Origin of the sequence: Paraburkholderia kururiensis JCM 10599 = LMG 19447 (assembly GCF_003986935.1) — a bacterium.
GTDB lineage: Bacteria > Pseudomonadota > Gammaproteobacteria > Burkholderiales > Burkholderiaceae > Paraburkholderia > Paraburkholderia kururiensis.
Window position 1 is genome coordinate 246223 of the sequence record NZ_RJZE01000005.1, and the last position, 13731, is coordinate 259953.

Below are 13731 nucleotides of genomic sequence, written 5' to 3' on the forward strand. Positions count from 1 at the left end.
CCCTCCGATATGAGCCCATGCGCCGCTGCGCATGCGCCCATCGTTCGTCATCTACCCAGCAGCTTTTCGATACGCAGCAATTCGCCGAGCGACCACGCCTGGAATGGCGCGCCGCGCGGCGTATGCGGCGCGTCGCCGTCGGCAATTTCGCTCACATGGTCCAGGCCGGCCGCGTCGAGATGAGCATAGAGCGGCGTGAGAAATCGTGCGCGGGCCGCGGCAACGCTCGCCGAATCCGGCACGCCTGCTGCGCGCTGCACGCGCAGCCACGCTTGCACGAAAGGCCCGAGCAGCCACGGCCACACCGTTCCCTGATGATAGGCGCCATCGCGCTGCAACAGCGTGCCTTCGTAACGGCCCACGTAGGCGGGATCGCACGGCGCGAGCGACCGCAGGCCGAGCGGCGTCAGCAATTGCGCTTCCACCTGGCGCACCACGGCTCGTGCCCGCTGCCCGTCGATCACGGCATGGGGCAAGCCGCCTGTCGCGAATATCTGGTTCGGCCGCACACTGGCATCAACCCGGCCGGGTTCGTGGTCCACGTCGATCACGTCGTAAAGCGCGCCCGTCGCGGGATTCACGAAGCGCTCGGCGAACGAGGTGCTCGCCAGCGTTTCGAGTTCGCCCCAGTGCGTGTCCCAGGCGAGCGCGATACGCAATGCGTTGATCCAGAGGGCCTGCACTTCGACGGGCTTGCCGATGCGTGGCGCCACCACCCAGTCCCCTACCTTCGCGTCCATCCACGTCAGTTGCACGCCGGGCACACCTGCGCGCAAGAGACCGTCGTCGTCGGCTGCGATATTGAAGCGCGTGCCGTCGGCATAGCCCTGCACGATCGTGTTGACCGCCTGTTGCAGGCGCTCGCGTGTCGCACTGCTGGCGTGGGCCGTCTGTAGATAGTCGTGCACGGCCACCACGAACCAGAGCGACGCGTCCACTGCGTTGTAGACGGGCGCGCCGCCATCGTCGGGAAAGCGGTTGGGCAACATGCCTTCGGAAATCGTCTCGGTCCAGCCAAGGAGGATGGATTCCGCTTCCGCGTAGCGCCCCGACGCCAGCAACAGGCCGCGCATTGCGATGAAGGTGTCGCGGCCCCAGTCCGTGAACCATGGATAACCGGCGATGATCGTGCGGCCCGCGCCGCGCGCGACCACGTATTCGTCGGCGCTGCGTTGCAGACGGCCGGCAAACGATGCGCGCCGCACGCGCTCCTGCGCATCGAGACGCAGCGCGAGCGCGGCGGCCGAGGCGGCTTCCTCCTGTGCGGCTGCCTCCGCGTTTGCCGCGGTTTGCGCGCTCAGGATCAACACCGCGTCGCCTTGCGCAAGGTCGAACGAGAAGAGGCCCGGCGTGGCGAGGTCCTCGTTGTAATCGAGCCCGCGCTCGCGTTCCTGCGTGTAGCAGAAGTTGCGATACCAGTCGGGTTCGTGCGTATAGGTGCCGTTGCTCTGCGCCACGACAACCGGTTGATCCGGGTAAGGCTGCCAGCAAACACAGTCGGTCACGATGTGCGCCGTAAAGTCGAATGCCGGATTTTCGTGATGCAGTGCGTGATAGTCGCGGCCCGAAAGCAGCGGGCGCACCTTCAACGTGAGCGCTTCATGTCCGGCTTGGGTCTCATGTTGTACGTCGCTCGCACACACGCTTTCGAGTCGCCACCTCAGCACGGTTTGCGCGGCACCGTGCGCGACGAACACCTCGGCCGTGACCTGCCAACCGTCGCCGATACAGAAGCGCCACGTGGGCCACGGCTCGGTGTTGAAGGACATCAGGTCGGCCGTAATGGGCGGATGCAGATGAACCGGCATGTAACGATGCCGCGTAAGGGGATAACGGCCGCCACGCGCCGACTCGATCCACGCTTCGATGCCATTGACGAGCACGACACGGCCCGCCGGCGGATGCGTGGCCGCAAGCAGCAGCGCGTGATAGCGGCGCGTCCGTTCGCCACCTGCCGTGCCCGAGGCGAAGCCGCCTCGCCCGTCGGCTTCGAGCCACTCGGCCTCGCTCGCTTCCGTGCTGCGGTGCGGGGAGTCGATGCGCGTCATGTCCGCCTGCCCACTATCGCTCGCACTTGACCACGCCTGCGCATCTTCGCCTCCGATGAGCCGCCAAGCCGGTATTGTGTCACTGCGATGGCGCGGTGGGTGTGTTGCGCCGCGAAGGGATCGACGCACGTACGAGCGGTGATCCTCTATCGTCGCCCCAGTTTCGCGAGTTCGAGTAGTTCGCGCCTGAGGCCCTGTGCGCGCTCACGGCCAAATTCGCGTTCCAGTTCCTGCTGCGCGGCGTCCCAGAGCGGACGCGCTGCACGATGCGCCGCCCTGCCCTCGTCGGTCAACGCGAAGTGGAGCGTGCGCGCGTCGTTGCTGGTGGCTTCGGCTCGAACGAGTCGGGCCCGGCGCAATGCACTCGCGGCACGCACCAGTGTCGTGCGGTCGAGCAACAGCGTGTCCGCGAGTTCGCAGAACGTGAGCTTTTCGCCTCCACTCAGGCGGCCCAGAATGGCGAACTGCGTCGGCGTGAGTGCCGCCGCTTTCAGGTGTCGCTCGTAGAGCTTGCTGATATAGCGCGCGGCCCGACGCATCGCAAAGCCGTGGGATGCGTCGAAGCAATCTGCGTCGTTCATGATGAGTTGCGCGCTTATTGAGCGGCTCCGTGCGCGGCAGCAAGGGCCGCCGAATCCGTTCGCAGCGCGTTTGCCGCGACCGCGTCGCCGCCCGCTTCGACACGCCAGCCCCCACCCAGCGCGCGATACATCGCAACCGCCGCGAGCGCGTGATCCCGCTTCGCTTCGTTCAGCGACTCGTCGTCGCGCAGATAGCTCTCCTGCGCCGTCAACACGTCGAGAAAGCTGGACGCTCCGCCCTTGTAGAGTTCGTTCGAAAGACGCAGCGCATCGCCCGACGCACCGAGCGCGGCGCCCAGCCGCTCGACGGCACCGGATGCGCTGACGAGATCGCTACGCGTGTCTTCGATGTCTTTCAACGCGTTGAGCACCGCACCATTGAGACCCAACTGCGACTCGCGCATCTGACTCTCGCGCTTCGCGATATCCGCGTTGATGCGGCCCGCGTTGAAGATCGGACTCGTCACGCCGAGCGCGGCACTGAACAGGTTGTCCGTGAGCGTGGGCAAGCCGAGATACGACGCCGCGAGCAAACCATCGCTCAGATTGAGCGAGAACTTCGGATACCGCTCGGCCTTCGCGGCGCCCACCTGCGCCGCACGCTGCTCGACCGTCGCATAGGCGAGGCGCACGTCCGGACGGCGCAGCAGTGCTTCGGAAGGCAGCGTGGAAGGCGCCGACGTGCGCGGCGCCGGTATCTCGCCGTTGCCGAACGCGTTGGCGCTCAAGCTCTCGGGCGAGCGTCCCGTGTACACGGCGATCAGGCTCAACTGATGCTGGATTCTCGATTGCACAGGCGGAATGCGCGCCTGCAGATCGCTCAACTGGTTCTGCGCGCGCGCCACGTCGAGCCGGGTCGAAAGACCGTAGTGCAGACGCTCCTGCGTAAGCCGCAACGTGCGCTCGCGAATTCGTTCGTTATCTTCAAGAATGCGCAGTTCGCTTTGTGCCCAGCGCAGTTCGATGTACGCGTCCGCGGTATTGGCTGCAAGCGCGAGACGTAGTTCGTTCAGCGCCTCGCGCGTGCCCGTTGTCTGCGCCCTCGCTGCGAGCAGTGCGAGACGCTCGCCGCCGAACACGTCCGGATTCCAGCTCGCGGACAAACCGAAACCCGCCTGCCGCACATAGCCGAGCGGCGGCGGCACGATGATGCGCGTATCGCTCGCGTTGGCGTTGGCGTTCAGCTCGGGCAGCAGCGCCGCGTGCTGCAGGGTGGTCTGCGCCTCCGCCTGACGCACGCGCTCGGCGGCCGCCTTCAGGTCGAGGTTCTGATCGAGCACGGTGCTCACGAGGTCGTGCATGACCGGATCGCCGAACTGCTGCCACCAGGTTTCGGCGTCAGCGGTATCGGGCGGCACGTCCACGTTGAACTCGCGCGGCGCGATCTGCTGCACCTGCTGCGAAAGGTCGGCGTGCGTGGCGGGCTGCACGGCACAGGCCGCCAGTGCGAGGCTCGCCGCAAAAGCAAACAGCTTGGTTCGGATGCGGGGTTTCATGAACGGAGACCTCAATGAGCATCGGGTGGCGGCATCGCCGTGTCCAGCCGCCGCACGAACAATGCGCAGAAGATGGCGACGACAAAGCAGCACGCCACGGCGAAGTAGGCATCGGAGAAAGTGAGTGTGAGTGCCTCGCGCATCACGACGTTGTGCAGCAGTGCGAGGCCGGCCTGGGGACCGCTGAGCACATTGCCTGCAACCGTCCCGATCTGGTCCGACGTATGCGCAAGCAGTGCTTCGACGACAGGCCTGCCGTCGGTGACGTGCTCGTTGAGGCGCAGGTAATGAAAATTGAGCCGGTCGTTCAGCATGGTGTTGCTCACGGCCACGCCGATCGCGCCACCCAGATTGCGCATCAGATTGAAGAGCCCGCTTGCCGAACGTAGACGCGCAGGCGGCAGCGCACCCAGCGCCATCGTCACGATGGGCGGAATGCAGAACTGCTGGCCAATGCCGCGCAGCACCTGCGGAAGCAGCAGTTCCCTCCAGCCCCACTCGCTCGTCACGGGCACGTAGAGATAGCAGCCGAGCCCGAACAGCACGAGGCCGAACAGGTTCAGCCAGCGCAGATCGATACGCGTGGAGAGCCGCGAATAGACCACGAGCGCCACGACCTGGGCACAGCCCACCGAAAGCAGCGCGAAGCCGGTTTGCATCGAGCTGAAGCCGCGCACACGGGCAAGAAAGACGGGTGTGAGAAACACCGTGCAGAAGATGCCGATGCCGGTGATGAACGAGAGTGTCGAGCCGAGTGCGAAGTTGCGGATGCGCAGCGCGCGCAGGTCCACGATCGTTTCGCGTGCGGTGAGCGCATGAACGATGAAGAGGAAGCCGCAGATCGCCGATATCCAGACGCAGACAAGAATGGTCGTATCGCCCAGCCAGTTTTTGCGCGGCCCTTCTTCCAGCACGTATTCGAGGCAGCCCAGAAAGCCCGACATCAGCAGAATGCCGAGGTAGTCGCCCTTCTTCAGCAGGCTCAGGTCGGCTTCATCGATACGCACGAACTTCGGCACGAGCACCGTCACGGCAATGCCCGGCACCACGTTGAGATAGAACAGCCAGTGCCACGACCACTGGTCGGTGATCCAGCCGCCTATCACGGGCCCAATGGCCGGTGCGAGCGTGGCCAGTGCCCCAATGGTGGTGGCCGCCAGCGCGCGCTGCTTGCCGGGAAATAGCACGAACGCGGTCGTGAAGACAGTGGGAATCATCGCGGCACCCAGCGCGCCTTGCAGCGCACGGAACAGGATCTCCGAGTTGATGTCCCACGCCATCCCGCACAGCATGCTGGCAATCGTGAAGCCCAATGCGGAAGCGGCAAACAGCCAGCGCGTGGAGAACACTCGCGTGAGCCAACCAGACATGGGGATCACGATGATCTCGGCAATCAGATACGCCGTCTGAATCCAGGAGAGTTCGTCCTGACTCGCGGACAGGCCACCGCCTATGTCTCTCAGCGACGACGCGACGATCTGGATGTCGAGCGTCGCCATGAAGAAGCCGAGGCACATCAATGCGAACGCCGTGACTTTGGTGCGCAGCGGCAGGTCCATCGGATTGACGGGAACACGTGAGGTCATGATGCTGTCTCCGCGCTCGTGGGCTTAGCCGTTGCGCTGACGCGCGCCTGCGAGATGCACGCGCACCGTCGCCGAGAGCCCCGGACGCAGGTAGTGGGCCTCTTTCGGCACGTCGAGCACGACGCGTACGGGCACGCGCTGCACGATCTTCGTAAAGTTGCCGGTGGCGTTCTCGGGCGGCAATATGCTGAAGGTGGCTCCTGTAGCCGGCGCAATGCTTTGCACGGTGCCGCGTATCGTGCCCGCATGAGCGTCCAGCGTGACTTCGACCGGGTCGCCGTCGTGCATCCTCCTCAACTGGTCTTCCTTGAAATTGGCATCGACCCACAGGTCATGCGCGGGCACCACCGTGAGCATCGACGTGCCTGCCGAAGCAAGCAGGCCGACTCGCGCGGTGCGGTTGCCCACGTAGCCGTCTACAGGCGAACGTAGCGTCGTGTAGTCGACGTTGAGCTGCGCATAGCGCTGCTCGGCCTGCGCTTTCGCAACACGCGCCCCGGCGTCGGCAATCTGCGCGTCGAGCACGGTGAGCTGCTGTTTCGCCGCGAGCAGCGATGCATCGCTACCTTCCACCGCGGCTTTGGCCTTGGCAAACGACGCATCGGCCTGCTCCACAAGCTGATTCGAAACCGCGTCGTCTTTCACGAGTTGCCGGTAACGCGCCTGATCTGCGTTCGTACGTACCAGTTCCGCATGGGCTGCCGTCACGCCGGCCGCCTGCTGGTTGATCACGGCAAGCTGAAGCGCGCGCTTCGCTTTCAGTTCGTTCACAGCCGCCTCGGCGCTGTTCGCTTCCGCAACCGCCTGCGCAAGCTTCGCATCGTAGTCGCGCGAATCGAGGCGAATCAGCACCTGGTTGGCCTTCACGTACTGGTTGTCCTGCACCAGCACCTGATCCACGAAACCCGTCACCTTCGGTGCGATGACAGTGACGTTGCCGCCTACGTAGGCGTCGTCCGTGGACTCCACCCAGCGGCCCACGGCGAACCAGTAGGCAAGCGCGGCACATACCGCGAGCACCACGCCGGCTACGGCGAGCAGCATCCACGGAATGGTACGAACACGAGCCTCCGGCAGGGCGCCGGCGACTGCGGGAGTTTGAGCAGATGTCGTACTCATGGTATCTGTGCTTATGCACTCTAAAGGGTGAAGGAGAGCGGCAACCGGCCGATGGTGCGTAACGGCACGATGCAAGACGTAGCGCAAACCATCGCAACATAGCCGCGGCCCGTACCGGAAACAGCAGCCACACGTTCCAGATCGGTCGCGACATATTGCCTGTGCATATACACCCACACAAGCGAAGCAAGACGAAATTGATTGTTGCAATTCAGATAAGAAAGGAAGGCCGCCACGCGGCAAACCCTTCCTGACGAATGCCTTTCGTCGCTCTTCGCGGAATACTTAATGGATTCGTCACTGGACGACACCACGTTGCCGCGCGAAGATCATGTTCGCGACAATCGCCCTCTTCTCCAGCCGCTTACCCGCCGATCTCATTACGCCCAACATGGCTCACACGCTCACCACCTCGCCTTGCGCCGCAGCCTCGCGCCGCCAACGTCTCGACTCGGACGCCATCATGCAGGCCCGCATCGAACTCGCCGCGTGCTTCCGGCTCGCGGCACTCAACGGCTTCGAGGAAGGCGTCTGCAATCACTTCTCCGCTGTCGTGCCCGGCCACGAGGACCTCTTCTTCGTCAACCCGTACGGCTACGCGTTCAGCGAGATCACGGCGTCGCGTCTGCTCGTCTGCGACTTCGACGGCAACGTCATAGCAGGCGAAGGCAAGCCCGAAGCCACGGCCTTCTACATCCACGCACGGCTGCACCGGCTGATGCCGCGCGTGCAAGCCGCGTTTCACACGCACATGCCGAACGCCACTGCGCTTTGCCTGCTGGAAGGCCCGCCTCTGCTGTGGCTGGGGCAAACGGCGCTCAAGTTCTACGGCCGCACCGCGGTGGACGAGCATTACAACGGCCTTGCTCTCGACGAATCGGAAGGCGACCGCATTGCCGCGGCGATGGGCGACGCGGACATCCTGTTCCTCAAGAACCACGGCGTGATGGTGGCCGCACCCGATATCGCACAAGCGTGGGACGATCTCTACTACCTGGAGCGCGCTGCGGAGGTGCAACTCAAGGCCATGAGCACCAACCGGCCGCTCAAGACCATTCCCGAAGCAGTGGCACAACGTGCCTACGAACAAATGCGCGCCGGCGACGCCGCGAGCGCGCGTGCGCATCTGGAAAGCGGCATGCGGCAGTTGCGCGAGCGCGGTATCGCATTCGACCGATAACACCTGCCGGCCGGGCGAGCGCCAGGAAAGGAGAGTCGCTCGCCATCACGTGGCGAGGCGAAGACGTTGACTACTCGGCTGCCGCGAGATACGCCGCCGGGGTGGTGCCCAACGTGCGCTTGAAATGACGCCCCAGGTGGCTCTGATCGAAGAAGCCGACCTCGGTTGCCACCACCGAAGGCGGCACGCCGCCGCGCAGCAGCTTCTGCGCATGACGCACGCGTACGAGGCACACGTACCGATGCGGCGAGATGCCCACCTGCGCGCGAAATAGCGCCGCAAAACGCGACACGCTGAGTTCCGCGGTAGCCGCGAGTGCGGCCAGCGTGACGGGTTGCGCGAACGAGCGCTCGATGAACTCGATCGCACGCTCGATAGGCTGCGTGGCGCCGTTCGCCCGCCCCGAGACGTCGGCATCGTCGAGAGCACCCATTCGCGCTCCTATGCAGCGTGCCGCGCAGCGCTGGAAGCAGCGGCCCCAGCGGGTACAGCAGCCTCGTGCTCGGGCGAAAGCGAGGCCGAAGCAAAGCGGCGAATGTCGAACGGCTCCAGCGGCGTCGTGGTCGCACCGGTATCGATCAGCTCGGCCATGGTGTCACCCACCTCCGGTCCGAGCTGAAAGCCGTGGCCCGAAAAACCGAATGCATAGTAAAGGCCGCTTACCTTGCCGCTCGCACCCATCACCGGCAGATCGTCCGAGACATAGCCTTCGATGCCGCTCCATACGCGAATGATGTTGAGCCGAGCGAGCGCGGGCGCGAGGCGTTGCAACTGGCGGAACTGCAAAAGCGTGCTCTCGGGCAGCACATATGCTCGGCGCAGGTCGGGGTATGCGGGCCCGCGCGCGCAACCGCCGAACACGATGTTGCCGCGCTCGATCTGGCGGAAATACACCACCTCTTCGAGCAGCGGCGACGACACGCCCACCACGGGCCGAATGCCGTACGGCAAGGGCTCGGTCACGGCCATTTGCGGACCATGCACGGCAAGCGGTACCGGCTCGCCGAATTGCTCGCTGAGCGTGCTGCCCCATGCACCCGCCGTGACCAGCAACACCGGCGCATGAAACGTGCGGCCGTCCACAGCCGTTGCCCGGAACTCGGCGCCCTCTTTTTCGACGGTTGCGATCTCGGTGTTCTCTTCGATCTGCGCGCCGAGCCGTGCAGCCGCACGTCCGAATGCGGGCGCGGCGAGGCGGGGATTCGCATGGCCGTCCGTCGCCGAATACGACGCCGCCAACACTTCGGGCCCAAGGAACGGAAAGCGCGAACGCATCTGCGCGCCCCGCATGACGTCGAGCATGAGGCCGTACTGGCTCGCGTCCCTGGCGTAGGTTTCGAGCGTATGCGCCTGTTCTTCGCGATAACAGACGCGAATATGTCCCGACGGCAAAAACTCCGCGTCGTGATTGATGAGCGCGGGCAGCTTGCCCCAGATTTCGCGGGAACGGTTCGCGAGCGGCAGTTGCGGCAGAAAGCGCCCTTGCCGACGCACGTTGCCGAAGTTCGTTCCGCTTGCCTGCTGTCCGATCAGACCGCGTTCGATCAGGATGACGGAATGCCCGCGGCGACGCAGAAAAAACGCGGTGGCCGCGCCCATGATGCCGCCGCCCACAATCACCACATCGGCTTCAGCGCGCTTCATTCGTGAACCTCCGTGACGCCCGTGGCGCGTGTCGCCGCAGACGCAGCGGGACTGTCGTGGTGAACGTCCGTCGTGATTTCCATCGTCGATATGGCAAGCGGCTTCACGGGTGCCTGGCCGCGCAGCCGTCCCACCTGTTCGAGCGGCACGCCTGCGGCAGCGGCAATGATCTCGGCTGCGGCGTGCCCGCAGTAGCGCCCCTGGCAGCGGCCCATGCCCACGCGGCTGAATGCCTTCGCACGGTTCGCTTCGCACGCGCCTTCGTTCTTGATGACGCGCCGCAGTTCGCCCACCGTGATGCCTTCGCAACGGCATGCAATGGTCTCGTCGGAAAGGCGAGCCGCCTGCGCGGCGGGCCACGGAAAGGCTTGAGCCAGGCCCTGGCGGAAGCGATCCATCTTGCGCTGTTGCGCCTTGAGCGGCGCCAGCGTTGCTTCGGATACCGTATGACCCAGATCGCTCAACACCGCGTATGCCGCGAGCCGCCCCGCCAGTTCCGCGCCGTCGGCACCCAGAACGCGAACGCCGTCGCCCGCCAGATAGACGCCCGCCTGCGAGCTACGCCCCAGTTCGTCGATCTGCGGTAGCCACTGGCGCGTGCTTTCATCGAAGCGGAACGCGCAACGTGCCAGGTCGGCCAACTGTGTTTCGGGACGCAGGTGGTAGCCGAGCGCCACGGCGTCGCACGCAATCTGGCGCACCTCACCCTTTGCATCGCGATACTGAATGCCCTCCACGCCCCCGCTGTCGGTACCCAGAATTTCGAGCGGCTCGATGCCGTGCTCGACCTGCACGCCGGCCTTCTTAAGTCCGGACACGAGCGCTGCGCCCTTCTTCAGCACGTCGGGTCGCGCGAGCAGTTTGGGCAGCGCCCGCAGCCGCGCGGCGGCGGGCGACGTGTCCAGCACCGCAGCCACGCGCGCGCCGGCCCGCACATACTGATTCGCGACCAGATACAGCAACGGTCCCGATCCCATGAACACGACGTCGTGTCCAATCGAACATGCCTGTGCCTTCAGCGCGATCTGCGATGCGCCAAGACTATACGTGCCCGCGCGTTGCCAGCCTTTCACCGGCATCAGCCGGTCCGTCGCGCCGGGGCACAGCACGAGCGCGTCATAAGGCAGCGCGTGCGACTGGCCGCGATGCAGCACGTACAGGCGCCCCTCGCTCACGTTCCACGCGAGTGTGTCGGACCGGTAATCGACCTGTGCGCGCACACGCTCGAATGCCGTGTGCAGATTCGAAGCGCGGCTCGCCTCGGTGCCGTAGAGCTTTTCATAAGGACGCCCGAAGTTCTCGGGCTGCCGCCGATAGATCTGACCACCGTCGCGGCGGCCTTCGTCGATCACGATGGGGGCAATGCCCGCTGCGAGCAGTGTCTCGACGCAGCGCACCCCGGCCGGTCCAGCGCCCACGACGATTACACGAGGTTGGCCCATTGCACCTCCGGTTGTGTGGTCACGATCTGCATGCCTTCGCGCACTTCCGTCGTGCAGGCACGCAGGCGTTCGCCGGTTTCCGTCCAAACCCAGCAATCCTGGCATGCGCCCATCAGGCAAAAACCCGCACGTGTCTCGTCGCCGAATTCGGACTGGCGCACGTGGTCCACGGTGCAGAGCATCGCCACGAGCAACGTGTCGCCAGCAAGCGCCTCCACGTCGGCACCATTGATGCGTAGCTTCACTTTTTCCCGGCCCGTTTCGCCAAGCCGGACAAATCGTCCGCCCATGCTGCTGCTCCTTTGCACAATGCCGCGCGGCTAGTGAATGATGTCCTGAAAGCGGTACCAGGCGCCCACGAGCGGCAGAAACCACGCGTGGCCGAAGTGGCCTGGAATGGCGGGCCATGCGAGTTCGCCCCACGGATTGCGCGACGCTGCGCCGAACATCACGTCGGCCATCACGCGGCCCATGTGCACCGACATCTGCACGCCGTGGCCGCTATAGCCCATCGAGTAGAAAAGGCCTTCGTGCTGGCCCGCGCGCGGCAGGCGGTCCGCCGTCATATCGACGAGGCCGCCCCAGCAATAGTCGAGGCGCACGTCGGCGAGTTGCGGGAAATAATGCGCGAGGCTTGCGCGCAGAATGCGGCCGCTCTTTTCGTCCGAGCGCGGGTTCGACATCGCGAAGCGCGCGCGGCCGCCGAACAGCAGACGGGTGTCCGCCGTCGCACGAAAGTAGTTGCCGATGTTGAGCGTGGTGACGTACGCGCGCCGCGTGGGCAGCAACGCATCGAGCCGGTCCTTGCCGAGCGGCTCCGTCACGACGATGAAGCTGCCCACCGGCGCGATGCGGCGGCGAAACCACTGAAGCGGCCCGACGCGCGAAGCGCCCGTTGCCACCAGCACGCGTGCGGCACGAATCGTGCCGCGCGGCGTCACGACGTCGTAACGCTCGCCGCCCAGTGGCTTGAGCGCCGTCACCGGCGCCTGTTCGAAGATGCGCGCGCCGCGCTTCACCGCCGCTTCGGCCAGCCCCACGCCGAACTTGCCCATATGCATCTGCGCGCCGTTGCGCTGCACGAGTCCGCCGAAAAAGCCGTTCGAACCTATTTCGTCGCGAATGCGTTCCGGCGCAATCAGTTCGACATCCCGATCAACGTCGCGCACCAGCGTTTCGTAGGTCTTCTCGAGCTTCGCGAAGTGCTGCGGCTTCGCGGCCAGCTTGATCTTGCCGCCGCCCACGAAGTCGCAATCGATCTGCTCTTCGGCAACGATCGTGCGCACCGACTGCACGGCGCTCTCATAGGCGCGATAGAAACCGAGCGCCCGCTCGCGGCCGATGCGTTCCGCGAGCGTCGCATAGTCGTGCGCGAGGCCCGTATTGCACTGCCCGCCGTTGCGCCCCGACGCCTCGCTCGCCACACTGCCCGCTTCCAGCACCGTCACGGGCACGCCCTTCTTCGCGAGTGCGAGCGCCGCCGACAAACCCGTGAACCCGCCGCCGATCACAACCGCCTCGGCCGATCCTTCCACGGGCCCCGGGTCGCCGTGCCGGAATGGCGGACGGGTATCGAGCCAGTACGATTCGAACTTCATCGCGGTCCTTCGCTCGCGCGGAGCGGGCAGTCGTTCACGAACTTCATGCTTGACGCTTGCGGCCGCACAACACGCGGCCGGCCGACACTTACAGACCGACGACGCCAGGCAGCCCGCCGATGTCCTTGATCTCGTGATAGTTGTAATACGGCGTGGAAGGCTCGTGACCGCGCGAGACGAACACCTTGTTCTTCACGCCGAGATCGTTCGCGGACATGAGGTCGTAGCGCAGGCTCGACGACACGTGCAGGATGTCTTCCGGCCCGCAGCCCAGGTTGTCCAGCATGTATTCGAACGCCTGCAGACGCGGTTTGTAGGCCTGCGCCTGCTGCGCCGTGAACACGCGATGGAACGGCGCGCCGAGTTTTTCGACGTTGCTGTGAATCTGGTCGTTCGAGGCGTTCGAAAGAATCACGAGCGGGAATTCCTTCGCCACCTTCGAGAGCCCTTCAGGCACATCGGCATGCGGGCCCCACGTCGGCACTGCGTCGTAGAAGCGCTGGGCCTCAGCGTCGTCATAAGCAAGGTTCCAGCGCTTGAGCGTGCGGCGCACCGCGTTCTTCACCACTTCCTGATACGGCTTCCACGCACCCAGCACTTCATCCAGACGATACGCGGCGAAGTCGCGCACGAACTGCTCCATCTGTTCCGGCGCCACGCGGCCGGCGAAGATCTCGCGCGCCATGTCGCCCATGCGGAAGCGGGTCAGCGTACCGTAGCAGTCGAACGTGATGTATTTCGGTCGGAAGCGGGTCATGGCGGGTCCTGTGGTGGTCAAGGTGTGTCGATGGCGCGCCGGTGAAGGGCGACGGTCGTTCTTGCTGGAATGAATTACATCACCGCAAAAAATGCGGGTTGTCGTGTATTGGCCTTCCGCGAACACACAATCCGTCGTTTTTCTGCGGCTGTACAGCAGAGTATGCGGTGCGCTCCGGCGACTCTCGGAAGCTGGCCTTGCGAAGGCCGCACACGCCGTCGCGGCGCAGGGAAGACGGCCGCGTTGCGCCCGCTGGTGGCCCGCTGCGGTTGGCTCCGTC

The 13731-nt window shown here is 65.1% G+C and carries 12 protein-coding genes; 1 reads left to right on the forward strand and 11 read right to left on the reverse strand.

Annotation, left to right across the window (positions count from 1 at the left end; all coding sequences use genetic code 11):
• Nucleotides 1-47 precede the first annotated feature (47 nt).
• The 5 genes from PKKP23_RS08060 to PKKP23_RS08080 all read right to left on the reverse strand — a co-directional run bounded on the left by PKKP23_RS08060 (nt 48) and on the right by PKKP23_RS08080 (nt 6830).
• On the reverse strand, nt 48-2048 hold the full coding sequence (locus PKKP23_RS08060; protein WP_126876497.1) for an amylo-alpha-1,6-glucosidase: 2001 nt from the start codon (nt 2046-2048) through the stop codon (nt 48-50).
• A gap of 146 nt (nt 2049-2194) precedes the next feature.
• On the reverse strand, nt 2195-2629 hold the full coding sequence (locus PKKP23_RS08065) for a MarR family winged helix-turn-helix transcriptional regulator (RefSeq protein ID WP_126876498.1): 435 nt from the start codon (nt 2627-2629) through the stop codon (nt 2195-2197).
• 14 nt (nt 2630-2643) lie between these two features.
• Nucleotides 2644-4125 (reverse strand): efflux transporter outer membrane subunit, encoded by a 1482-nt coding sequence (locus PKKP23_RS08070; RefSeq protein ID WP_126876499.1) that lies wholly within the window; start codon nt 4123-4125, stop codon nt 2644-2646.
• Between the two features lie 11 nt (nt 4126-4136).
• Nucleotides 4137-5711 carry a DHA2 family efflux MFS transporter permease subunit gene (locus PKKP23_RS08075; protein WP_126876500.1) on the reverse strand — a complete coding sequence of 525 codons (1575 nt, stop codon included), beginning with the start codon at nt 5709-5711 and terminating at the stop codon, nt 4137-4139.
• A gap of 24 nt (nt 5712-5735) precedes the next feature.
• Nucleotides 5736-6830 carry an HlyD family secretion protein gene (locus PKKP23_RS08080; RefSeq protein ID WP_126876501.1) on the reverse strand — a complete coding sequence of 365 codons (1095 nt, stop codon included), beginning with the start codon at nt 6828-6830 and terminating at the stop codon, nt 5736-5738.
• 391 nt (nt 6831-7221) lie between these two features.
• Here PKKP23_RS08080 and PKKP23_RS08085 point away from each other — a divergent pair, with 391 nt between their 5' ends.
• Nucleotides 7222-8010 (forward strand): aldolase, encoded by a 789-nt coding sequence (locus PKKP23_RS08085; protein ID WP_126876572.1) that lies wholly within the window; start codon nt 7222-7224, stop codon nt 8008-8010.
• Between the two features lie 70 nt (nt 8011-8080).
• On the opposite strand, the gene PKKP23_RS08090 is transcribed toward PKKP23_RS08085, so the two are convergent.
• The 6 genes from PKKP23_RS08090 to PKKP23_RS08115 all read right to left on the reverse strand — a co-directional run bounded on the left by PKKP23_RS08090 (nt 8081) and on the right by PKKP23_RS08115 (nt 13451).
• Nucleotides 8081-8443 (reverse strand): helix-turn-helix transcriptional regulator, encoded by a 363-nt coding sequence (locus tag PKKP23_RS08090; protein WP_017777378.1) that lies wholly within the window; start codon nt 8441-8443, stop codon nt 8081-8083.
• Between the two features lie 8 nt (nt 8444-8451).
• On the reverse strand, nt 8452-9654 hold the full coding sequence (locus PKKP23_RS08095; RefSeq protein ID WP_126876502.1) for an NAD(P)/FAD-dependent oxidoreductase: 1203 nt from the start codon (nt 9652-9654) through the stop codon (nt 8452-8454).
• Nucleotides 9651-11096 (reverse strand): FAD/NAD(P)-dependent oxidoreductase, encoded by a 1446-nt coding sequence (locus PKKP23_RS08100; protein WP_126876503.1) that lies wholly within the window; start codon nt 11094-11096, stop codon nt 9651-9653. The genes PKKP23_RS08095 and PKKP23_RS08100 overlap by 4 nt, the downstream gene beginning before the upstream one ends.
• Nucleotides 11078-11386, reverse strand: a complete 309-nt coding sequence (locus PKKP23_RS08105; protein ID WP_017777375.1) for a (2Fe-2S)-binding protein — start codon at nt 11384-11386, stop codon at nt 11078-11080. Before PKKP23_RS08105 ends, PKKP23_RS08100 begins: the two co-directional genes overlap by 19 nt.
• Nucleotides 11387-11416: 30 nt before the next feature.
• The gene (locus PKKP23_RS08110) at nt 11417-12694 is read right to left on the reverse strand and encodes an NAD(P)/FAD-dependent oxidoreductase (protein WP_126876504.1); all 1278 of its coding nucleotides are present in this window, start codon (nt 12692-12694) and stop codon (nt 11417-11419) included.
• Between the two features lie 88 nt (nt 12695-12782).
• Entirely contained in the window at nt 12783-13451 is a 669-nt protein-coding gene (locus PKKP23_RS08115) for a haloacid dehalogenase type II (protein ID WP_017777373.1), read from the reverse strand.
• Nucleotides 13452-13731 lie beyond the last annotated feature (280 nt).

Excerpts from the sequence above, each read along its gene's own strand:
- PKKP23_RS08095 (WP_126876502.1), bottom strand. The coding sequence starts at position 9,654 with ATGAAGCGCGCTGAAGCCGATGTGGTGATTGTGGGCGGCGGCATCATG.
- PKKP23_RS08115 (WP_017777373.1), bottom strand. The coding sequence starts at position 13,451 with ATGACCCGCTTCCGACCGAAATACATCACGTTCGACTGCTACGGTACG.
- PKKP23_RS08060 (WP_126876497.1), bottom strand. The coding sequence starts at position 2,048 with ATGACGCGCATCGACTCCCCGCACCGCAGCACGGAAGCGAGCGAGGCC.
- PKKP23_RS08075 (WP_126876500.1), bottom strand. The coding sequence starts at position 5,711 with ATGACCTCACGTGTTCCCGTCAATCCGATGGACCTGCCGCTGCGCACC.
- PKKP23_RS08100 (WP_126876503.1), bottom strand. The coding sequence starts at position 11,096 with ATGGGCCAACCTCGTGTAATCGTCGTGGGCGCTGGACCGGCCGGGGTG.
- PKKP23_RS08090 (WP_017777378.1), bottom strand. The coding sequence starts at position 8,443 with ATGGGTGCTCTCGACGATGCCGACGTCTCGGGGCGGGCGAACGGCGCC.
- PKKP23_RS08105 (WP_017777375.1), bottom strand. The coding sequence starts at position 11,386 with ATGGGCGGACGATTTGTCCGGCTTGGCGAAACGGGCCGGGAAAAAGTG.
- PKKP23_RS08065 (WP_126876498.1), bottom strand. The coding sequence starts at position 2,629 with ATGAACGACGCAGATTGCTTCGACGCATCCCACGGCTTTGCGATGCGT.
- PKKP23_RS08080 (WP_126876501.1), bottom strand. The coding sequence starts at position 6,830 with ATGAGTACGACATCTGCTCAAACTCCCGCAGTCGCCGGCGCCCTGCCG.
- PKKP23_RS08110 (WP_126876504.1), bottom strand. The coding sequence starts at position 12,694 with ATGAAGTTCGAATCGTACTGGCTCGATACCCGTCCGCCATTCCGGCAC.
- PKKP23_RS08085 (WP_126876572.1), top strand. The coding sequence starts at position 7,222 with ATGGCTCACACGCTCACCACCTCGCCTTGCGCCGCAGCCTCGCGCCGC.
- PKKP23_RS08070 (WP_126876499.1), bottom strand. The coding sequence starts at position 4,125 with ATGAAACCCCGCATCCGAACCAAGCTGTTTGCTTTTGCGGCGAGCCTC.